Origin of the sequence: Lacibacter sp. H375, assembly GCF_037892425.1 — a bacterium.
In the GTDB taxonomy this organism is placed as follows: domain Bacteria; phylum Bacteroidota; class Bacteroidia; order Chitinophagales; family Chitinophagaceae; genus Lacibacter.
Genome location: NZ_JBBKTT010000001.1, coordinates 3138175 through 3161617, shown reverse-complemented (window position 1 = coordinate 3161617; position 23443 = coordinate 3138175). Strand labels below are relative to the sequence as shown.

Annotated in this window: 19 protein-coding genes; 14 read left to right on the top strand and 5 right to left on the bottom strand. The window is 40.3% G+C overall.

The features are described from left to right. The first annotated feature begins 87 nt into the window (after nt 1–87). Nucleotides 88–1167: a patatin-like phospholipase family protein gene (locus WG954_RS13680; RefSeq protein WP_340437190.1), complete on the top strand. Its 1080-nt coding sequence runs from the start codon at nt 88–90 to the stop codon at nt 1165–1167. A 196-nt stretch (nt 1168–1363) separates the two neighbouring features. Here the strand turns inward: WG954_RS13680 and WG954_RS13675 are convergent, their stop codons facing one another. Both WG954_RS13675 and smc read right to left on the bottom strand, forming a co-directional pair. After that, nucleotides 1364–1939 (bottom strand): hypothetical protein, encoded by a 576-nt coding sequence (locus tag WG954_RS13675; RefSeq protein ID WP_340437189.1) that lies wholly within the window; start codon nt 1937–1939, stop codon nt 1364–1366. 106 nt (nt 1940–2045) lie between these two features. Further along, a complete protein-coding gene (gene smc / locus WG954_RS13670) occupies nt 2046–5564 on the bottom strand; it encodes a chromosome segregation protein SMC (RefSeq protein WP_340437188.1) in 3519 nt (1172 codons plus the stop codon). A gap of 318 nt (nt 5565–5882) precedes the next feature. Here smc and WG954_RS13665 point away from each other — a divergent pair, with 318 nt between their 5' ends. Further along, the gene (locus tag WG954_RS13665; protein ID WP_340437187.1) at nt 5883–6593 is read left to right on the top strand and encodes a spheroidene monooxygenase; all 711 of its coding nucleotides are present in this window, start codon (nt 5883–5885) and stop codon (nt 6591–6593) included. Between the two features lie 17 nt (nt 6594–6610). Here WG954_RS13665 and WG954_RS13660 read toward each other — a convergent pair whose 3' ends face one another. Then, a complete protein-coding gene (locus tag WG954_RS13660; RefSeq protein ID WP_340437185.1) occupies nt 6611–6997 on the bottom strand; it encodes a hypothetical protein in 387 nt (128 codons plus the stop codon). Between the two features lie 80 nt (nt 6998–7077). Here WG954_RS13660 and WG954_RS13655 point away from each other — a divergent pair, with 80 nt between their 5' ends. From WG954_RS13655 to ctlX, 3 genes are all read left to right on the top strand, one after another. Beyond that, nucleotides 7078–7731 (top strand): pseudouridine synthase, encoded by a 654-nt coding sequence (locus WG954_RS13655; RefSeq protein ID WP_340437184.1) that lies wholly within the window; start codon nt 7078–7080, stop codon nt 7729–7731. A 449-nt stretch (nt 7732–8180) separates the two neighbouring features. Further along, the gene (locus WG954_RS13650) at nt 8181–9695 is read left to right on the top strand and encodes an arginine deiminase family protein (RefSeq protein WP_340437182.1); all 1515 of its coding nucleotides are present in this window, start codon (nt 8181–8183) and stop codon (nt 9693–9695) included. A 73-nt stretch (nt 9696–9768) separates the two neighbouring features. Then, entirely contained in the window at nt 9769–10683 is a 915-nt protein-coding gene (gene ctlX, locus WG954_RS13645) for a citrulline utilization hydrolase CtlX (RefSeq protein WP_340437181.1), read from the top strand. A 22-nt stretch (nt 10684–10705) separates the two neighbouring features. Here the strand turns inward: ctlX and WG954_RS13640 are convergent, their stop codons facing one another. Continuing rightward, on the bottom strand, nt 10706–11470 hold the full coding sequence (locus WG954_RS13640) for a CHAD domain-containing protein (protein WP_340438919.1): 765 nt from the start codon (nt 11468–11470) through the stop codon (nt 10706–10708). 82 nt (nt 11471–11552) lie between these two features. After that, on the bottom strand, nt 11553–12449 hold the full coding sequence (locus WG954_RS13635) for an SDR family oxidoreductase (RefSeq protein WP_340437180.1): 897 nt from the start codon (nt 12447–12449) through the stop codon (nt 11553–11555). A gap of 340 nt (nt 12450–12789) precedes the next feature. On the opposite strand from WG954_RS13635, the gene pfkA reads away from it, so the two are divergent. The 9 genes from pfkA to WG954_RS13590 all read left to right on the top strand — a co-directional run bounded on the left by pfkA (nt 12790) and on the right by WG954_RS13590 (nt 23437). After that, nucleotides 12790–13773: a 6-phosphofructokinase gene (pfkA, locus tag WG954_RS13630; RefSeq protein ID WP_340437178.1), complete on the top strand. Its 984-nt coding sequence runs from the start codon at nt 12790–12792 to the stop codon at nt 13771–13773. Between the two features lie 83 nt (nt 13774–13856). After that, nucleotides 13857–15353, top strand: coding sequence for a pyruvate kinase (gene pyk / locus WG954_RS13625; RefSeq protein WP_340437177.1), 1497 nt, complete (start codon nt 13857–13859; stop codon nt 15351–15353). Nucleotides 15354–15430: 77 nt separating this feature from the next. After that, complete coding sequence (gene pxpB, locus WG954_RS13620) at nt 15431–16165, top strand: 5-oxoprolinase subunit PxpB (protein WP_340437176.1); 735 nt, start codon at nt 15431–15433, stop codon at nt 16163–16165. Next, nucleotides 16158–17144, top strand: a complete 987-nt coding sequence (locus WG954_RS13615; protein WP_340437175.1) for a 5-oxoprolinase subunit C family protein — start codon at nt 16158–16160, stop codon at nt 17142–17144. Before pxpB ends, WG954_RS13615 begins: the two co-directional genes overlap by 8 nt. A 62-nt stretch (nt 17145–17206) precedes the next feature. Continuing rightward, entirely contained in the window at nt 17207–17947 is a 741-nt protein-coding gene (locus tag WG954_RS13610; RefSeq protein ID WP_340437173.1) for a 5-oxoprolinase subunit PxpA, read from the top strand. After that, complete coding sequence (locus tag WG954_RS13605; protein WP_340437172.1) at nt 17928–19124, top strand: NRAMP family divalent metal transporter; 1197 nt, start codon at nt 17928–17930, stop codon at nt 19122–19124. The genes WG954_RS13610 and WG954_RS13605 overlap by 20 nt, the downstream gene beginning before the upstream one ends. A 9-nt stretch (nt 19125–19133) precedes the next feature. Further along, on the top strand, nt 19134–19721 hold the full coding sequence (locus WG954_RS13600; protein ID WP_340437171.1) for a 2'-5' RNA ligase family protein: 588 nt from the start codon (nt 19134–19136) through the stop codon (nt 19719–19721). Between the two features lie 103 nt (nt 19722–19824). Then, the gene (locus WG954_RS13595; protein ID WP_340437170.1) at nt 19825–21717 is read left to right on the top strand and encodes a CocE/NonD family hydrolase; all 1893 of its coding nucleotides are present in this window, start codon (nt 19825–19827) and stop codon (nt 21715–21717) included. 43 nt (nt 21718–21760) lie between these two features. Further along, nucleotides 21761–23437 (top strand): beta-N-acetylhexosaminidase, encoded by a 1677-nt coding sequence (locus WG954_RS13590; protein WP_340437169.1) that lies wholly within the window; start codon nt 21761–21763, stop codon nt 23435–23437. Nucleotides 23438–23443 lie beyond the last annotated feature (6 nt).

Below are 23443 nucleotides of genomic sequence, written 5' to 3'. Positions count from 1 at the left end.
CCGCAAACAAACGCTGTACAAACACCCCGTAAAGAGGTATTTTATTTGTAATCTGATGTTTGTATTTTTCTCTAAACAAAACTAACCATGAGCAACCGCAGTATTTCTAAGGTACGAATCCTGAGTATCGACGGTGGTGGTATCAGGGGAATTATTCCCGGCACCATCGTTGAATATCTTGAAGCACGCATACGTGCTGTTACGGGAAATAAAAATGCAAAGATCGGCGAGTATTTCGACATGATCGCAGGCACAAGCACAGGCGGTATCCTTACAAGCATTTACCTGATGCCCGATGATAAAGATCCGGGCAGAGCAAAATTTTCTGCTACCGATGCTGTGCAGTTGTATATGCAGCATGGAAATAAAATTTTTAATAAAAACTTCTGGCAACAGTTTAAGAATTTCAGTTTCTGGAATGAAAGTTTTCCTGCTGACAATCTCGAACACCTGTTACAGGATTATCTGGGTGATACTACATTGAGCCAGATGATCAAACCTTGTGTGATCACCGCTTATAATTTCTATGAACGAAGAGCAGCTTTCTTTAACAGTGCTAACTCAAGACGTATTGGTGGTGAAGTACGTGATTTTAAAATCAGAAATGTAGCAAGAGCAACAAGTGCAGCACCTACATATTTTGAACCGGCTATGATCTATAGTTTAAGTGAAGCACCACAATATTTAATTGATGGCGGCGTGTTTGTAAACAATCCGGCATTGTGTGCATACAGTGAAGCAAGAGGTTTGAATTTCAATGAAGAACGTGTACTTACAGGAAAATTTCAATTACCGAAACCAAATAAACCGGGAGCAAAAGATATGTTGCTGATCAGTATTGGCACAGGCAGCAGTAAACGTAAGTATGAATTTGAACAATTGCGTAATGCGGGTTTGATCAAATGGTTGCCGGTGTTGATCGACATCATGATGAGCGGCAATAGTGAAACAGTGCATTATCATCTCACACGCATGTGGGATACATTGGATGAAGCAGACAAAGACGATTACTATCGCATTGAACCTGATTTAAAAACTGCATCACCTGAAATGGATAATGTATCGAAAAGGAATCTGAAGCTCTTGAAAGAAGCCGGCGAGAGTTATGTATTTGAAAACACAGAAACGCTGAATGAGATCGTAGATAAAATGTTGTTGTATAACTGATATTCGTGAAGAAAAACCAGGCGTACCTACAGCGAGGATGATATCATTCTTATATAAACGAGAAGAGACTGTTTCAAAAATTCGAAACAGCCTCTTCTTATCAATCAGTGCTATGGTTAAAATCTCCTTTAAGTGATTCCCAAAGCATTTATTTACTTTTGACCATTCATTATTAAGCAGCCAGGCACACTCACGCTTATTGCTTTGTAAATGACGCCTCAACAACCTGGCGACTTTTATTTAAGGCGCTGTAATATTCTGATTTTATTTTCAACGTGTTTCCTGTAACAACATAATTGTATGTTTTATTAAAAGGAAGCATAATAAACACCGGAGAAAACAAATTATCAGCAGTTGGAATATTCAACGTACCTGCAGATGTTGAAATGGTGTAGGTACTGCTATAGCTGGTTGTTGCGGCGCCGGAAGTACCTGTAATTGGCGTTGTAATTGTAGAATTTGTGGCCCCTGTTGTTGTATTTGTTTCCTTCCGTACACCTGTAGTAACAAAATCAAACATCAGACCTTTGCTGCTAAATTGATTAGAAGTCAGCGTAATTGTACCCTTAAAGTTTGAACAAGCTGTGTTATAATTTGTACTTGTTAATATACCACTACCTGGAATAGTATCGTACGTGGAAGATACATAGCCACTAAAAGTATAGGTTCCACCAATTGGGCCATTGTCAACCTGTTGTGGTTCAGGTGATTTTTCTTTAGAACATGAAAATAAGAGAACTGATAGAGCAAGGATAAAACTGTTTTTTTTCATTTTTAGTTTTTATAGTTACTGTTAGATTTGGTTTAATTCTAATTTAATAAATGACATCAGGAAGCAAGTTTCCTGATGTCATTTATCAAATAATTTTTAAGGAAAATTAATTCAGGTTCCTGAAATCCACCGGCACCAGTTTACTTACACCGGCCTCCTGCATGGTTACACCATAGATCACATCCACGGCTCCCATTGTTTGCTTATTATGCGTTACAATGATGAACTGTGAATTGTTGCTGAACTGACGGATCATGTTGGTGAACTTACCTACGTTGGCATCATCCAATGGTGCATCAACCTCATCCAGAATACAGAACGGAGCAGGTTTAATAAGATAGATCGCAAACAACATCGCTGTTGCCGTTAATGTTTTCTCACCACCACTCAACTGAGAGATACTGCTTGGGCGTTTACCTTTTGGTTTGGCGATGATGTCGATACCGGTATCTGCAAGGTTCTCCGGATTTTCAAGCACCATATCAGCAGTATCTTCTTCTGTAAACAAGGCCTTAAATACTTTCTGGAAATTCTCCCGCACCTGGTTAAAGGTTTCAAGAAAACGTTGATTGGCTGTTGCTTCCACTTCCTGGATGGTTTGCAGCAACGATTCTTTTGCAGTTACCAGATCATTCTTCTGTTCAAGAATAAACTCATAACGCTTGCGCATTTCTTCAAACGCTTCGATCGCTGTCGGATTTACTTCACCAAGATTTTCCAAACGCTTCTTCATACGATCAACCTTGGCTTGTAATTCTTCCAATGGTTCTTCGCCTGTGCGTTCTTCTTCAATTACTTCTTCAAGATTTACTTTAAACTCAACCAGTAAACGTTCTTTGGTTCCGCTTAACTGCAATTTCAGTTCAGTGAGTTTATCTTTTATTTCGTTGAGCAAATGATCAACCTGCTCTTTCTCTTTTTGTTTGTGACGCAGCTCGCTTTCTTTTTCACCCAACACATTCCGCAGATTGTAATAGTACTGATCTGCTTCGTTGAGTTTGCGTTCTTCTGTTTCTTTGTTCTGTAACAATGTTACCAAACCATCCTGCGCTTCCAGCAACATCACTTCGCTTTCGTTGATCTGATTAGCGGCTTCTTCCAACGCTGCAGAATTGGTGGTGATCTGTAATTGCAGATCCTGGAATTGATTTTGTTTGAATTCAAATTCCTGTTTCAATGCAGTTACACGGCTTTGCTGACGGGTAACATTCAGGTTATAATCGTTGTACGATTGATTGGCTTCGTTATATTGTTGTTCAGCAGCAGTAAACTCTTGCTCAATAACTTCCAGCTTGCCTGCGAGTTCTTCTAACTGTGAATTGTATTTCTCCAGTTCATCACGGTACACCTGTTGATTTTCCAGCACCTCTTCCTGTTGCAGTTCAAGGTCTTCCAAACGCTTTACAGCATTGGTTTCCATGCCTCGCAGGTTTTCCATACGGTTGTCAATACCATATACCTGGTTCACCAATTGATTGATGGCTGCTTCTGTTTGTTTGATTGCATTTTCTTTCAGCTGCTCATTAAACCCGATCACTTCGTTGTGACGCATTTGAATGGCATGCTTCAGATCCAGCACCACCGTTTCCTGTGCTAAAATTTCTTCGTGTAAACGTTCAAGATTTTTTGCACGACCGAGTTTCTTTCCTTCAAACAAACCAACACTACCGCCGCTCAATGCATATTTCCCTTTGAAGAACTTACCGCTCTTCTCCAGTACAACACCATCAAAATCGGTTGGTAAATTATTTTCATCATCTGCAATCACTACCTGACCTAACAGGTAATTGATGAGCGATTGATATTTTGCTTCCACTTCAACAACACTCAATGCAGAAATAGTTCCTGCAGGAACATTGTTCAATACGGCCTGACCATTAAATTGATCAAGCATAAAGAAATTGGCCTTTCCTTTCTGGTTGGCATGTAATAAGTGAACGGCTTTCAATGCATCACTCATATTCCCAACCACATAATAGTTGAGGTATTGCTCCAGCAAATTTTCAACGGCTGTTCTGTATTCTTCTTTACAATAGATTACATCACTCAACAAAGGCGATTCAACATTCCACTCAGGATTGTTGTGCAAGAATTTCACACTGTCGGGATAACCTTCCATTGAATCAACCAGACTCTTCAAAAGATCATGCTCGTTCTTTTTTGAATCAAGCTTTCTATTTTCATCAGCCAATTGATTACGTAAACCTTCGAGCGCTTCCTGTGTTTGCAGGATCTGATCTTTGGTAAACGCATGTTGCTCCTGTAACTGTTGCAATTCTTCACGACAGTTATTCAGCTCATATTCTTTCTGCTGTTTTTCTTCTTCGAGTTGATGTAATTGTTGCTTACGGTTTGTTTGCTCTTCTTTTAACTGGAAGATAGTACGTTGTAAGTTTTGAACTGAAGTTTCACCAACAGCCACATTCTTTTCCGCTTCAAACTGGCTACGTTGAATCGCTTGATTTTCTTTACGGATCTCATCAATACCGCTACGCTTTTCATCAAACACTTTACGTGTACTTTCAACGGCACTACGTAAACTATCTAATTGCGAACCGAGATCATTCAACTTCGCATCTTCTTCTGTGATCTGCAGCTGCGTAAACTCAATGCTTTCTTCAATACCTTTTAACTGTCCGCCTGCTTTCTGTAAAAAGTCGTTGAGACTTGTTTCTTTTTCTTTCAGATAATGCAAACGCTGCTGCGCAAGATTCTTTTCGTTTTCTTTCGAACGCAAAGTTTGAAGCATATCGTTGAACGCATGCTGCATCGTTTGCAATTCTTTTTCCTTTTCAATAAACCCAACTTTCTCCTGCTCAATCGCCGCTTCTTCAGTTGCGATCTTTGCTTCCAGTTCCACTTTTTTATTTACTTCAGCATCGTGCTGCTCATTCAGGTCTTTCCATGTAAGGTTAAATCCTTCCAATGCCGCCTTCGCCAACTCAATACTCACTTCACGATAATCTTTTTTGATTTCGTAATACTTCTCTGCTTTCTTGGCCTGGTTCTCTAATGTTTTTAACTGGTTGTTGATCTCGAACAACAGATCTTCAATACGTGCCAGATCCTGTTCGGTTGCATCCAGTTTATTCTTCGCCTCTTTCTTTCTTGTTTTGTAGATGGTGATACCGGCAGCCTGTTCCAACATGCGGCGACGGCTGTTTTCTTTATCCTTGATGATATCATCCACCATACCCAATTCAATGATGGCATAGCTATCGGTACTTACACCGGTATCGAGGAAAAGGTTCTGGATATCCTTCAAACGACATTGTACATCGTTGAGACGGTATTCACTTTCACCACTCTTATAAAACTTACGGGTAACAGTTACGGTACTGAATTCGGTGGGCAGCAGGTTACGGGTGTTCTCAAACGTCAGACTCACCTCGGCTAAACCCGAAGCACTTCTTGTTTTGGAACCATTAAATACCAGGCTCTCGAGGTTTTCACTACGGAGATGACTGATCTTTTGCTCACCAATTACCCAGCGGATACTATCAATAATATTACTCTTGCCGCAGCCATTGGGGCCAATGATGCCGGTTACACCCTCATCAAAACTAACCACAGTTTTATCGGCAAAACTTTTAAAACCCTTGATTTCTAAGCTCTTTAAACGCACTATTTTTCAATTTAGGAAGGCGACAAATATAGGAGATTAAGATTGTAATAAAATTTTACCCTTTTTGCTTCTTATCAACAGTTTTCCATAGGTTTTCAACAAGTGAAAGCTTTTGTTTGTACTATGGCTGCTTTGTCTTAACTGAGAATATCGGGGCATTTTTTGGGTGTGAGCTGCAGGTTTTTATAGCATCTTCGTTGCCACGCTCGCTTGTACTGTATCGCTTTATGCAACAAGTGCACTTTGCGTCAAAACCCACACTGCAATTTCAACCCAAACCAGAAAGAACTATTTTGCAGCACAACGGTTATTGAACATATGTATGCAGTTTTAACCATCATTCGCTATAAAAAACGCTTTATCTATTTCGCTTTGCTGGCCATGGCCATCCATCGGCTGCCATTCCTGTTTCGAAAAGACGTACATTTTTCAAAAACACTGGGATGCGGCAAAGGCGGCACTTTCAGCAAAACACCCGACTGGCAACAGTGGGGATTATTAGTGGTGATGAATGACGAATCATTAACTGCCATCTCCGATCAACCAACATTACAGCAAAAAGCCTACGGCAGTTTTATCCGTGGCTGGTGGAAATTCTTTGGCTGCGAAACCTGGACGGTGCTACTGCAGCCCATCGAAGCACATGGAAGCTGGGATGGCAAGCAGGCGTTTGGGGCTTTGCCCGCCAAATCGGATTATGAAGGTCGGATCGCCGTGCTTACCCGGGCAACTATCCGCCCAAGCAAACGCTCCCGTTTTTGGGAACATGTAGAAGCCGTTTCGAACGATATGCGGAAAGCTAATGGCTTCCGGTTTTCGGTGGGCATTGGTGAATCGCCGTGGTTACGACAAGCCACCTTCTCCATTTGGGACAGCAAGGAACAGATGAAACAGTTTGCTTACAAAATGCCGAAGCATGCAGACGTGATACAAAAAACAAGACAAGAAAAATGGTATAGTGAGGATATGTTTGTGCGGTTTAAAGTGCTGAATAGTTGGGGAACTATAAAAGGAGGTGAACCGTTGTAGAAATAGTACAATTAACTTCACATCCGCTTTATTTTTTCCTCATTAATATACTTTTGCGTCCACTCTCCAAATTTCTTAAATGAGTCAGCAACCATCTCAAATTGTTTGCTTGTCAACATCTCATTTTCTAATAGCGAAATAAATACTGAAGACGCCATACTTTGATCGGAATCATTTTCAAGAATTTCAAGAATCCCTTCTAAAATTCTCTCTTTTTTAAAAGTGCTTGCTTGAAGAAAAGCAGCTAGCGTTCTAAAGCGATAATGCTCTGTATTATCATCCTCTCCTAAGTTAAACTCTTGGAATTGTTGCTTCAAAAGTGTTTCGGTTAAAATACCGTTATCAATCCATTTCCTTGAATATCCAAGTTGAGAAAGCATGGTATCGAGAGCTATTTCAGTCATTACTTAAAGTTATGGGTCAAATTTAATAGATAGCCAGTCTGGCATATTTATATGTTTTTTTGTATAACATAGAATTAGGCATGTCATACCTAAAGCCCAAAATCCGTAATCTTGCAGCCAATTACATGTCAACAGCCCCTCACCGCTATTTCATCATCAACAAACCATACGATATGGTTTCGCAATTCGTCAGTTCGCATGATGTGCGGTTGCTGGGCGATCTTGATTTTGAATTTCCGGAAGGCACACATGCCATTGGGCGATTAGATAATCATTCAGAAGGATTACTGCTTCTTACGACCAATAAAAAAGTAACACGACTGCTGTTTGATCCGAAGAAAAAACATGAACGTAGTTACCTCATCATGGTAAAGAATATTGTTACACCTGAATTGCTGGAACAATTAAGAACGGGTGTTTCCATTCCTGTTACAACCGGTGAAGACTATATCGCTGTACCTACTTCCATAGAAATCGTTGACAATGTAAAAGATCATTACATGCACATGGATGATGTGCGGCAGCAATATCCACATACATGGATGCTGATGACGTTAACAGAAGGCAAATTTCACCAGGTGCGGAAAATGTGTTTGGCGATTCATCGTCGTTGCTTGCGTTTGATCCGTGTTTCCATAGGCAACTTAAAACTCGGTGATTTGAAACCGGGTGATGTAAAAGAAATGGATGAAGATGAGTTTTTTGAGTTGATCGGGATTGAATATGCGGTGTAAGTAATTATCAGCAGCTTTCGGCACCCACCCCTTTTAACGGCTTTCTGTGTAACAAACTAACTTCCCCTCCCGAGAGGGGATAAATAATCTTTCCGCTCTATCAGGTACATAGCCGATAAACAACAAACTGCAAACGATTACAGATTTGCAGCCCGGCATTCACCATTGACTATTCACTATTCACAGCTCTTTTCCTTATCTTGCAGTATGTTTTTACAGAAACATATCACTACAAATAATTTGCTGCCATATTTCCTCAACCTGATCGCTGCAGGTGAAGGCAGTTTGCCCGATTACTAATTCGTTTTATTCCAACTTGTTTTCAGTATACTGTGCGTAAACATTCGTTTTCATTTTTATTTAATGCACGATTGAGCGATACAGGCTGAACAACTCCCTGTTTTCACTATATTCAAGAACGAAACACTTATCATTTAAATATTTCTTTTATGGCTCAACATAATTATTACGTTGAAAACGAATTAGGACGATTGCGGAAATTAGTCATTCATAGTCCCGATGGCGGTATCGGAAAAATCATCCCGGGTACGTTTGCTGATAACCTGTACGACGATATTGTGCACCTCAACAAAATGCAGAAAGAATACAATCATTATGTAAAACTCTTATTGTATTTCCTCGACAAGGAAAAAGTAAACTACATCAACCAATACCAACAAACTGCTGACGAAGAAAAAAAGTCGTGGTGTTATATCCCCGGCAAAGATGAATATTTCAACAGCGAAAAAGTACTTGACACACAACAATTGCTGGCTGAAATTATCAAAGATGAAAAAGTAAAGCTCCGGTTGATATCAGCGATATGCTCTTATGAAGAATCGAGTTATGCCATTCAGCAGGTATTGGAAAATATTAATGATGCTCCACTGCTTGCAAAAATTTTCATCACCGGAATTTTACCTGCAGAAGCAATGGTCACACAGGAAGATCAATACATCTTCCCTCCTATTCCCAACTTCATTTTTACACGTGACATCGGCATAATGGTGAAAGATCATATTCTGCTGAGCCGTATGGCTACTGTTGCACGGAGAAGAGAATCGTTACTCACCAAATTCTTATCGCTCTATTATTTCTTTAAAGATGAGCCGCAAAAAGTAATGGAAATCATTGAAGAAAGCGACTTCTTTTTGTATGAAGAAGAAGAACGCAAACATCGCATCATTACCATTGAAGGTGGTGACGTGATGATGATCCATCCCAAACATTTTGTGATCGGCTGCAGTATACGTACCAGCAGCAGTGCTGTAAATGAAATGGTGCACACGTTGTTCAGCAAACCTGAACTGGGCATTGAAAAAGTTTCGGTTGTAAAAATTCCAAAGAACCGTGCACAAATGCACATCGATACCATCTTTACACAAGTAAAACGAAATGTGTGGGTGTTGTACGGGCGTTTCAGCGAACGTATTTTACGTGCAGAACATATCAGCAGGCACAGTTATGTAAATAAGCTGTCGCACAACCCACGCCAATTGGAAATGGAACAGGTGGAAATTCTGCAATTCCAGAAACCGACGAACGAGCCGTACATTAAAACAAAAGATTACAGTATTCACAAACGACTTCCCGGTATTGAATCATTATTAAGACAAATAAGCGTAGAAGATTTCGGCGCCAACCCGGAAGATGTAAAAATTATTTACAGCGGCGGCAACCTGTTTCCACATGATGAGCGGGAACAGTGGACGGACAGTTGTAACGTAGTTGCCGTGAAAGAAGGCGTGGTGATTGGTTATGATCGCAATGATAAAACTGCAGATGCTTTTAAAGAAGCAGGTTTCAATGTACTCACCACCACAGAAGCATTTGAGCAATTTGAAAATGGTGTAGATCCTGAAACGATCGAAAACACATTGATCTTATTACCAAGTGCTGAATTATCAAGAGCAAGAGGCGGCAGCCATTGTATGAGTATGCCGTTGCTGAGAGACAAATTATGAGTAATGAGTGATGAGTAATCCGAATACAATCATTATTCATTTTCAAATTATCTAATTTTCAAATTGATTTTTGATGCAAACAACATCGCATTTATTAATGATCAAACCCGTTGCTTTTGATTTCAATGCAGAAACAGCAGTGAATAATGCGTTTCAGCAGGAAGGCAGCAATGAAAATGCCCAGCAAAAAGCCGAAGCTGAGTTTGATGGCTTTGTACAAAAACTTACTGCAGCTGGCGTGGATGTTACAGTAGTGCAGGACACACCGGTACCGCATACACCCGACAGCATCTTCCCCAATAACTGGATCAGTTTTCACCATGATGGCAGCATTGTGCTTTATCCCATGTATGCAACAAACAGAAGAGCCGAGCGCAAGCAACACGTACTCGATACCATTGCTGCAAAGTTTGATGTGAAGAAGCAAATCGACTTTACGACAAAAGAGAAGGAAGATCTTTTTTTAGAAGGTACGGGCAGTATGGTATTAGACAGGGATAACAGAATTGCATACGCTTGTCTTTCACCACGTACAGATAAAACTGTATTTGAAGAATGGTGCAGCAAGATGAATTACACGCCTTGCAGTTTTTACAGCGTTGATGAAATGGGTGGCGAAATTTATCACACCAACGTCATGATGTGCGTAGCCGATCAATACGTAGTGATCTGTTTAGACAGCATTCGTGATGCAACAGAGCGGGATAACGTTTTTGACACAATCACTGATAGTGGCAAAACAATCATCGAAATTTCTTACAAACAGATGAATCAATTTGCAGGGAACATGTTGCAGGTTGAAAACAAGACCGGTCAACGTTATTTGGTTATGAGCAGCCAGGCTTACAATGCATTAACTCATCGTCAAATAGAGGAATTGGAAAGTTACAACCCAATCATTCATTCTGACCTTACTACCATTGAGACAAATGGCGGCGGAAGTGCAAGATGTATGATGGCAGAAGTTTTTCTTCCACTAAAAAAGTAATCAGCAATTAATAAAGAGCCGGTCAATCATTTTTATTGACCGGCTTTTTCATTGCTTGCAACTGCTTCAACACTGCTTTTTCTTTCAATTCAATATCTTTTTGCACCACAGCAAATGCCTTGTTGAATTGTTGCTTTACAGATTTCTCTTTACTGAGAAAGAATTGTCCATCCGTTAGCCATTGATATAAATCAACCGCATCATGCCATATTCCAATATTCTCCTGCAACAAATCCAGCTTTTTATAGTCTGTAACGGTCAACACTTTTAATTTATCCTGTTCACCAAGCCAGTGATAAGCATATAGTAATTGTTTGACCAACTTGCGCAACGCATGCCAATTGTCCTTTGAAACAATTGGTAATTTGTCTTGAAGTTTTGCTTTCAGCTCTAACGCATACCGGAGCAAATCCACTTCATCAACTTTTTTTAAGTACTTATCAAGTTCTTCGCTGACAGATTTTAGTTTTTTAAGATGATCGTGTTTTTGAGTAATAAATAATTCCGCTTCCTCTTTTATTTTCTGATCAAGAGAAGAGTGCCGAATTAATAGCGAGAGTCTTTTCTCAGTAAGCCATTTCAAACGAAGTTGCGCTTCACGTAACGATCCTGCAGCATGAAAAACAAATTGAAGTTTTTTTCGAAGTGCTTTTATTTTCTTTGGATGGAGAGTTCGCAGATAATCAAGAACAGCTTTTAATTTTTTAAGGCTCACTCTTAACTGATGCAACACTTCTTCATCAGAGGCAGCGCTATATTGTTCCAGCAAATGGAGAGCAGCATGCATCTGCTTTTCGGCATATCCTCTTATCTCACTCATGACCTATTCTTTTTATAACCACTCAATTCATCTACTCTGCAAAGTTCTGCTAAAGTCCAAACACACGCTTCAAACCTTCTTCCAGCTTAACAGGCACATAACCTAATTCTTTTACTGCCTTTGTAATAATGAAGCCAGTCTTTGGTGGTCGCTTCGCCGGTTCAGCAAAAGATGCCGCTGTTACTTTCTCGATCAAACTTTCATCGAGTTGTAAGAGATTGGCAACACTATTTGCTAATTGATAAGGCGTACACATCTCTTTTCCTGAAATATGATATACACCTTTCGCATGTTTCATCAACACCAAAATAATTCCCTTCGCCAGGTCTTCCACATAAGTGGGTGTACGAAACTGATCATCCACCACTTTTATTTTTTCACCTGCACTAAGTTTATCCTTCACCCATTGAATAAAATTTGGTCTTCCGCCGGGAATTTTTCCACCATACAACAAAACAGTTCTCACAATTGCCCAATGCAAACCACTCATCGCTACCATTTCCTCGGCTAATAACTTACTCTCACCATAATCATTAATAGGGTTAGGTGTTGCTCCTTCATCATATGGACCATCTTTTCCATCAAACACAAAATCAGTACTCACATAAATAAAATAGGAACGTGCTTTTTTGGCTGCACGCAACAATGTTCTGGTAGCAGCTACATTTATTTTCCAGCATGCAGTTTTATCAGCATGGCAATCGTTGGGTTGCGTAAGAGCTGCGGCATGAATTAAAATATGCGGCGAAACTTTTTCTACAAGCGACTGTGTTCTTTTATGATCAGTAATATCGAGTTGATGATACGTAACTCCGTTTTTTTCGCCATACGATAAACGGCTTGGGCCTTTCCCTGTGGCATGGATCACAAACTTTCCTTCGTCGACCAATTGACGAATAAGATGCTGACCCAAAAGTCCGTTGGCTCCTGTTACAAACACTTTCATGCTTTATGGATTAGTTGTTTCATCAGCCGCTTTAATGCCCCGGAAAGTCATTTTCGGTTTTATAAAAGAAGTTTGGAATTTGGGCATTCGCTGATTGAATATATGAAATGCTTTTAAAGAACAGTTATTTTGAAAAAATCCTGTTTTCACAAAAAATCACGCAAACCCTTACTGCTTTTGACTTTGTGCATTAATGAACTGTGCTGCAAACGTTTGAAAACAAGCAGCGAACAAGCGTTATCATTGCATTTCCTTATTTTTGGCTCTTCATAAAATCGGAACCATCTATAAACCGATACAACCATTGATCAATACCTGCATTCTACTAATTTGATTTATAATGAGCAAAAAAGTTACAAAGATTGGCGTTTTAACCTCAGGTGGCGATGCTCCGGGCATGAACGCAGCCATCAGAGCAGTTGTACGTACCGGTCTCTATCATAATATGGAAGTGTTTGGTATCATGCGTGGATACCAGGGTATGATCGACGACGATATTGTCCCAATGCACAGCCGCAGTGTTGCAAATATTATCCAACGTGGCGGAACCATTCTCAAAACCGCCCGATGTGTTGAGTTTTACGAACCGGAAGGACGCAAAAAAGCTTACGAAAACTTAAAGAAACACGGCATCGATGGTTTAGTGATCATTGGTGGCGATGGTAGTTTTCGTGGTGCACAAAAATTCTCTAACGAATTCGACATCCCCTGTATCGGCTTACCCGGCACAATTGATAAAGATATTGCCGGCAGCGATTTTACCATTGGTTTTGATACGGCAGTAAACACTGCTATTGAAGCAATTGATAAGATACGTGATACAGCCGATGCACATGATCGTCTTTTCATTATTGAAGTGATGGGTCGTGATGCAGGTTATATTGCGTTGCACAGTGGTATTGCTACAGGCGCTGAGCATATTCTGATCCCCGAAACAAAAACAGATCTTGAGTTGGTTGTTGATTCGCTTGAAGAAAAAGAGCGTCGTAAAAAACTGGTGAATATGATCGTGGTGGCTGAAGGCGATGAAACAGGTGGCGGTAACGAAGTTGCTGCTGTTATTAAAAAGCGTCTCCCTCATCTTGATACAAGAGTTTGTATTCTTGGCCACATTCAACGTGGTGGTTCGCCAACCTGTCTCGACCGTTTAATTGCAAGTCGTCTTGGTTATGCAGCAGTTGATTCGTTAATAGAAGGGAAACATAATACCATGATCGGCATCATGAATAATAAACTTCATTACACTCCACTTGATAAAGCTGTAAAAGCAAAACAGCGCATCAGTGATGAGTGGATGAAAATCGTGAAGATTCTTGCCAGCTAAAAGCAAATCTCAATCTTCATGATTAGAAAGAGCTGTTTAGCCAAATTCATAACGATTAAATAAACCATACAAACTTTCAGACTATGTCGAAGAACGTTGCAAAATATTTACATACAGAAATGGATAAAGAAGCAGGCAAAAGACACATGAGCAGCCACCGCACAAAAATTGTTGCCACAGTTGGACCTGCTTGTGACACATACGACAAACTACTTGATCTTGTTAAGGCAGGTGTAAACGTTTTTCGTTTAAACTTTTCGCATGGCGCTCATGAAGACAAAGCAAAAATAATTGAGCTTATTCGTACTATTAATAAAACCGAACCTTATAATATTGCCATACTCGGCGATTTACAAGGGCCAAAGCTCCGTGTAGGTGAAATGGAGAATGGTGGTATTGACGTGGCCGAAGGCGATATCCTAACTTTTACGAACGAAAAACTCATTGGCACCAAAGAACGCATTTACGTTTCTTATCCTGATCTGCATAAAGATGTAAAACCAGGTAATATCATTTTAATTGATGATGGCAAACTGGAAGTTAGAGTTGTAGGCATCACCCGTGAAAAAGATGTACAGGTGCAGGTTACTCTGGGCGGTAAGCTCTCTTCAAAAAAAGGAATCAACTTACCCGATACAAAAATCTCTTTACCTGCATTAACTGATAAAGATCTTGCTGATCTTGAATTTATCATTGACCAGGAATTGGATTGGGTAGCACTCTCATTTGTACGTAATGTAAAAGACATCATCATTCTTCGCAATAAACTTGATGAGCGTAAAAGCAAGAGCAAGATCATAGCTAAAATTGAAAAGCCTGAAGCTGTTGCCAACATCCGTGATATCATTATTGAAAGTGATGGCATTATGATTGCACGTGGTGATCTTGGAGTTGAACTTCCTGTTGAACAGGTGCCGTTGATCCAGAAAGATATCATCCGCAAATGTATTCACCGTGCAAAACCGGTAATTGTTGCAACGCAGATGATGGAAAGCATGATCGATCGTGTAAAACCAAACCGTAGTGAAATTACCGACGTGGCCAACGCCGTACTTGAAGGTGCTGATGCAGTGATGTTGAGTGGCGAAACTGCCACAGGTAACCATCCTTCTTTGGTAGTTGAAACGATGGTGAAAATTATTGAAGAAGTCGAAAGCAGTTCTTATTACCGTTACGATCGTGAAGAAGATCTGAAACCGCAACCGCACTCTCCTTCTTTCCTGAGTGATGCCATCTGTTATAATGCCTGCGAAATTGCAAAAGACGTAAATGCAAAAGCTTTAATTGGTATGACACAAAGTGGTTACACCGGTTTTATGTTGAGCAGCTTCCGTCCGAAAGCGCCTTTGTTCATCTTTACAAAAGAACGCACATTGGTGAATCAGCTAAGTCTTAGCTGGGGCGTTCGTGCATTTTATTATTCAGAAGAGATCAGTGTGGACGATATCATCAACGACCAGATCAATATTTTGAAAGAAAGAGGATTTGTAAACCCGGGTGATATTGTGGTGAATACCGGCAGCACACCAGTTCATCTTCATCTGCCAACCAATCTTATCAAGCTTACCGTTGTTGATTAATCGCTTCAACAACTTATATAAACTGAAACGCTCCTTTTATAAGGGGCGTTTTTGTTTAGTTCGTATTTTCATACTCAATGCAGAATCCCCGCATCATACCAGTTAATGAATCATCTCTGCTGATTTGCTTTGGCGAAGTGATTCATGAAGATGTGCATGCACGTGTAACGCAGGCTAAAGCTTCGATTGAAGCAAACCCGTTTCCCGGATTTGTAGAAACTGTACCCGCTTACACTTCTCTTGCTGTTTATTACAATCCGGTTGAAGTAGAGAAAAAGAATGATTCAGCTTCAACGACTGTTCTTCAAATTTTACAACAGTTATTAGAAATAAATAATACAGATCATCTATTTACCAATGGAGCACAAATTGAATTGCCTGTTTGTTACGATCCTCTATTTGCACCAGATCTTACTGCAACCGCTGAAGCATTAAAATTATCAGTAGAAGAATTGATCAATATTCATGCAGGAAAAATATACAAGGTATTTATGATCGGGTTTACCCCCGGTTTCCCTTATATGGGCACTGTTGATGAACGCATTTTCACACAACGTAAAACACAACCACGCTTAAAAGTAGAACCGGGTTCTGTTGCCATTGCAGGCAACCAAACAGGTATTTATCCATTTGCTACGCCGGGCGGCTGGAATATTATTGGTCGCACGCCCCTGCTCTTATTCGATCGTAATCGATCAAATCCATTTTTATTAAAAGCAGGTGATGAAGTGAAATTTAAACAGATCAGTAAAGAAGAATTTGAAACCCTGTCGATGGTTCATACTGAGCAGAGTCGAAGTAATAATGAATAAACCAATCATCCATATTGAACAATGCGGATTCTTAACCACGCTGCAGGATACCGGTAGAACACACTACCTGCAGTTTGGCGTGAGCAAAGGCGGAGCAATGGATGTGCATGCTGCACAACTTGCCAACACACTCATTGGCAATGAAACAACTGCAGCTGTTTTAGAGATCACCCAATCGCCACATCGTTTTCGTTTTAAAAAAGATTCTATCGTTGCATTTACAGGTGGAGGGTTACAACCACAATTACAGGAAACATTATTAACGATCAATCAGCCACTATTTATTCCGGCAGGTGCAACAGTTGAATGTAAACAACAATTAAATGGTTTTCGTTTATACATGGCCGAGGCAGGTGGATTTCAAGCTGATACTTTTCTCAGCAGTTACTCTACTGATCTGTTGGTGAAAGCCGGTGGTTACGAAGGCAGGCCCTTACAAAAAGACGACATACTGAAACAACATAAAGAGCTATCTGTTTTACAACAACGACTGTTGAACGTTTTAAAAGCTGGTGCAACAGTGGAGATCAATCATGAACTTTCAACAACTCCCAAAAATGTTATTCGTGTATTGCCGGGAGTTGAATGGGATTATCTTGATGATACAACAGCACAACTATTTTCACAAGCTGCTTTTACGATTGGCCCGCAAAGCAGTCGGATGGGCTATCGGCTAAATGAAAAAACATTAAAGACCAACAGAAATTGTGAGATCATCTCTTCGCCAGTAACTCAAGGAACAGTTCAGTTAACGCCATCAGGAGAATTGATCATACTGATGGCTGATGCACAAACTGTGGGAGGCTACCCACGCATTGCACAGGTATGTTCTGCTGATCTTTCTTTACTTGCACAAAAGAAACCGGGAGATAAAATTCAATTTCAAATGGTAAGTTTACAGGAAGCAGAACAGTTGTACATGAAATGTGTGAATGATTTGAAGCGGGTGAAAGAGGTATTACAATCTGTTATTAAATAAAGAATAATTCATCATTTTATAAATGGTCTGACGGTCTGCGACCGTACCGACCAATGTGCAACATGAAATCAATTGATCTTAATTGTGATCTTGGCGAAGGATTAACTACTGATGAACAGATCATACCGCTTATCAGCAGTGCAAACATCGCCTGTGGCTATCATGCAGGTGATGTTGATACAATGAAACGCACCATTGAATTATGTCTGCAATACAACGTGACAATTGGCGCACATCCTTCGTGGCCAGATAAAGACAATTTTGGTCGCATAGAACTACATAAGACAGCAGAAGAGATTTATGAAATTATAACCGCTCAACTTTCGCTTATCGCTCAAGTCGCAAAAGAACAAGGTGTAAAACTGCATCATGTAAAACCACATGGCGCATTGTACAATCAGTCAGCGAAAGACAGAACGATTGCAGCAGCTATTGCAAAAGCAGTTTATGATTTTGATTCTTCCCTTATTTTGTTTGGTTTAAGCGGAAGCATTTCATTAACGGAAGCAGAAGCACTGGGTTTACAAACTGCACATGAAGTATTTGCAGACCGTACATACCAGGATGATGGCAGCTTAACTCCCCGCACTCAACCCAATGCATTAATTACTGATGAACAAACATCGCTGCAACAGGTATTACAAATGATCAACAGTAATACAGTCACGAGTGTAACAGGTAAGATCATTAACTTAAAAGCTGATACCATCTGCATACATGGCGACGGCAGCAATGCTGTTGATTTTGCCAAAACAATCTCTTACGCATTAAAACAGGCTCACATTGGTATCAAAGCAAACTAACTGGAAACTACTTGGTGGCAAAGGTGCTGGCGCTGCTTTTCTAATGGCAACATCAGCAATCGGTCCCGGCTTTCTTACACAAACCACTGTGTTTACACAACAGTTAATGGCAAGCATGGGATTTGTGATTCTTGTGTCGGTGATCATTGATATTATTGCTCAACTCAACATATGGCAAATACTCACAGCTAATAATAAACGTGGTTCGGAGCTGGCGAATGAAGTTGTTCCAAACAGCGGTCATGTACTCACCGTATTGATTTGTATTGGTGGACTTGCTTTTAACATCGGTAATATTTCCGGAGCAGGTCTTGGATTAAATATTTTATTTCCGGTAAGTGTTGAAACGGGCAGCATTATAAGTTCTTTGATCGGTATTGTTATTTTTCTATCGAAAGACATTGCAAAATCTATGGACCTGTTTGTAAAGATCCTCGGCATTGTAATGTTGGGTCTCATGATCTATGTTGTATTTTATGCAGCACCACCGCTGGCACCTGTTGTTCATCGCACATTTGCGCCTTCCGTGATCAACTTTACTTCTATTGTGACATTAGTTGGCGGCACTGTTGGTGGTTATATCACATTTGCTGGCGCCCATCGTTTGCTGGAAGATAAATCATCTACCATCAGTATGCAGCAAGTGAAACGAAGCGCTGTGAATGGTATTGTATTAACCGCCTGCATGCGGATTTTATTATTTCTTGCTGTATACGGCATTTTGAATCAAGGCTTCCAGCTCAATGCTGAAAATCCAACAGCATCTGTTTTCCAGGCAGCAGCAGGCACGTTAGGCTATAAAATATTTGGTGTAGTCTTATGGTGTGCAGCCATTACCTCCGTTGTTGGTTCTGCTTTTACTTCTATCACCTTCTTAAAAACATTGCATCCCGTTTTCGATAGACAGCAAAGGCTTGCGACCATTTTATTCATTCTTATATCAACAGGAATTTTTCTATTGTGGGGTAAGCCGGTGTTTATTCTTATTCTAGTAGGAACACTCAATGGTTTTATTCTTCCTTTTTCGTTGGGATTGATGTTGTGGATAATGATGAAACGAAAACTAGCGCATTACCAACATCCTGCATGGTTGCTGTGGACCGGATGGATAGTTGTTGCAGTGATGCTATGGATGAGCGTAGTAACATTTATCAATGAAATTCCAAAGTTATTTTAAACAGCCTTCGTGGCCATTGATTTATTAATGAACAACTCTGCGACACATAGCATGTTTTACATCGCTTTACTTTGTTCACCTGAGATCGATAAAAAGATACAGGCATACAAATTATGGATGCGTGATCGCTTTGGCTGTACAGTTGCATTAAAATCGTCAGCACACATCACAATTATTCCTCCATTCTGGTTGCAAAATGAAAAAGAACAATTACTGATCGACACAACACATACTTTTAAAACAACTCTCCCGCCTTTCAACATTCGTCTGCAACAGTTCTCTCATTTCAGCAACCGGGTTATTTTCGCAGCTGTTGAAGAAAATCATCAGTTGGGTAGTTTACGAAAAGCTGTGGAAGATCATTTTATGAAACCATTCCACGATGAAATAAAACCCGATGATCGTCCCTTTCATCCGCATGTTACCATTGCCAACAGGGATATTAAACCCGGCGACTTTATCAAAGCGTGGGACTATTTTAAACGCCAGACTTTTGATGAGCAGTTTGAAGCATCTGCAATTTCGCTGCTCAAATTGAGCCCCGGAAAATGGAATATAATAGCCAACAGATTTTTCAACGGGGGTGAACGTCCGTAAGAACAGGCGTGCAACTTACCATGTGCAACCGTTTGTACTGAATACATAACCGGCGAATAGGTGTCACTCAAATTCAATAACTTTCAAGCCTAAATCGTAAGGCATGAGAAAACTAGCATTCACAGTATTATCGCTGTTCCTTTTTTTATCACTCAGTTCACAAACATTAAACCAGCAGGATTCTGCATGGATACGTGATAACTATACAAAGAGAGAGATCATGATTCCCATGCGGGATGGTATTAAACTGTTCACTGCTGTTTACACGCCAAAGAATAACAGTGAGGCACATCCGATTCTTATGAATCGCACACCTTATTCCTGCGCACCTTATGGTGAAAATAATTTTCGTGCATTCTGGGATAACCAGTGGCGTTATTATATGCGCAGGAATTACATCATTGTAATACAGGATGTGCGTGGCCGCTGGATGAGTGAAGGAGAATTCATGGATGTACGTCCTTTCAATCCCAACAAAAAAGGCACTGAGTTTGATGAAGCAAGTGATACTTACGATGCTATTGATTGGTTAACAAAAAATATTCCCAACAACAATAAGAAGGTGGGCATTTTTGGAATTTCCTATCCGGGCTTTTATTCAACTATTGCTGCATTGAGTAATCATCCTTCGCTGGTGGCAGTTAGTCCGCAGGCGCCCGTTACCGATTGGTTCATGGGTGATGATTTTCATCATAACGGTGCTTTCTTTCAAATGGATGGATTTTCATTTTATTCATCCTTTGGTAAGCCACGTCCAAAACCAACAACGGTTGGTTCGCCGGGTTTTCAATTCCCGACAAGGGATGCATATAAATTTTATTTAGAAGCAGGCTCAACAAAAAATCTCGCAACACTTATCGGCGACAGCATTGCTTTCTGGCATGAGATGTATAAACATCCTAACTATGATGATTGGTGGAAAGCACGCAACATCCGCAACTTCGTCAATAATGTTCCAACGCATACAGCAACACTTGTTGTAGGTGGATTGTTTGATGCTGAAGATTGCTTTGGTGCGTGGCGCACATATGAAGCCATTGAAAACAAAGCAAAGAATAACAATCGCATTGTAATGGGTCCATGGTATCATGGTCAATGGAGCAGAGGCGATGGCACCAGTTTAGGTAACGTAAAATTCGGCAGCAACACTTCTACCTATTATCAAAACGAAATTGAATTGCCATTCTTCATGCATCATCTTGAGGGCAAAGCGAATATTGATCAACTTGCTGAAGCAACTATTTTCTTTACCGGCGAAAATCAATGGCGCAAGTTTACACAATGGCCCGCAGCTAATGTCAAGATGACGCCTATGTTCTTACAATCAAATGGCGGCTTGAGCTGGAACAAACCAACATCATCCAATAGTTCTTCAGAATATGTGAGTGATCCTGCAAAACCTGTTCCGTACACAGAAGATGTACACTTCAGCAGAACCATTGCTTACATGACCGATGATCAGCGTTTTGCCAACCGCAGAACAGATGTGCTTTCTTTTCAAACAGAAATCTTATCAGAAGATATTACACTTGCAGGAACAGTAGTTGCTGATCTGCTCACAAGTATCTCAACAACTGATGCGGATTTTGTTGTGAAGCTCATTGACGTATTTCCGAGTGACTTTTCTTATCCGGGCAATACATCGGCAGCCGGTCGATTAGGTGGTGGCAGTTATCCAATGGGCGATTACCAGATGTTGGTTCGAGGTGAAGTAATGCGTGGCCGTTTCCGGAACAGTTTTGAAACACCATCTGCATTTACTCCTAACAAAGTAGAGAAAGTAAAATTTGAATTGCCTGATGTGGCACACACATTTAAAAAAGGGCATCGTATTATGATACAGATCCAAAGCAGTTGGTTCCCTTTAGTTGATCGTAACCCGCAACAATTTGTAAATATTTACGAAGCAAATGCAAAAGATTACATCAAGAGTACCATAAAAATCTGGCATGATGCAAAGAACGGGTCGAACATTGTGTTGCCTGTATTAAAATAAAGTCAAACATTTATCATAACTCTTAACAAAATCAAACCAGCAGATGAAAAGGTTTTTATCGATCATGTTTGTGTGTTGTACGCTAGTCGCTTCGGCACAGGAGATCAACATTATTCCGCAGCCATTTGAAGTGAAACAACCTGAGAAAGGAACGTACACCTTGAAACAGAAGATCACTTGGAGCAGCAATTTTCCGGATGGTGAAGGAACAAATGCTGTAACAAACTATCTCGCAGAATACTTAAAAAAGTATTACAACATTGAAGCAGTAAAAGCAAAAGGCGGCAAAGCGGATATTGTTTTCTCTTCCACCCGCATGCCTACAGGTGGTGCGTTGGCTTATCGTTTGAATGTAAGCAAGAACGGAATCCGCATTGAAGCTAATTTTGATGAGTCTGCATTTCATGCAGTACAATCATTGATTCAATTATTGCCTGTTCTACAAAACGGCACGGCTACAATTCCTTACGTACAGATATACGATAAGGCCCGTTTCGATTATCGTGGTATGCATCTCGATGTAGGTCGTCACTTCGAGCCGGTTTCTTTTATTAAGAAATATATCGACTACCTCGCCTTACATAAGATCAATGTTTTTCATTGGCATTTAACCGAAGACCAGGGATGGCGCATTGAGATCAAAAAATATCCTGAGCTTACTACGATTGGCAGCAAACGTAATGGTACAATCATTGGCCGTTACCCCGGAAAAGGCAACGACAACAAACCTCATGACGGTTATTACACACAGGAAGAAATAAAAGAAGTAGTAGCTTATGCAAAAAGCCGTTTTGTAGAAGTTGTTCCTGAAATAGAATTACCCGGTCATAGCAGTGCGGCTATTGCGGCGTATCCTTCGTTGAGCTGTTTTCCTAACCGTACAACAGAGATTCCATTAAATATGGTATCGTTGAAAACGGTTCAGGAAGCACAGAAAGGCCGTGTGAAATTTGTACAGGAAACATGGGGCGTATTTGATGATGTGTTCTGTGCGGGTAAAGATGAAACATTCAAGTTTCTTGAAAATGTGTTGGATGAAGTGATCACTATGTTCCCATCGAAATATGTGCATATTGGTGGCGATGAGTGTCCAAAAACTCATTGGAAGCAATGTCCCAATTGCCAGAAGCGCATGAAAGAACTGAAGTTGAAAGATGAGCACGAACTGCAGAGTTATTTTATTCAGCGTATAGAAAAATATCTCAACGCCAAGGGCAAAACAATTATTGGTTGGGATGAAATTCTTGAAGGCGGTCTTGCACCAAACGCACAGGTAATGAGCTGGCGTGGTGAAGCAGGTGGTATTGCTGCCGCAAAAGAAAATCATTACGTGATCATGACGCCCGGCAGTCATGTATATTTCGATCATAAGCAAACAGCGAATGAAGATTCAGTAACAATTGGTGGTTTTACAACAGTGCAAAAAGTTTATACCTACGAACCCGTTCCGAAAGAATTACCGGAATCACAAGCAAAATTTGTACGTGGTGCCCAAGCCAATGTGTGGACTGAATACATGAACAACAGCAGCAAAATTGAATACATGATCTTCCCCCGTATGGCTGCATTGAGTGAAGTATTATGGACAGCAAAAGAAAAAAGAAATGCAGCTGACTTTGAAAAACGTTTGCTTGTTCAGTTCAAACGCTATGACATGTGGGGAGCGAATTATAGTAAAGCCTTCTTTGATCCTAAATCAACTGTAGAAGCGAAGAAGTAAGATACA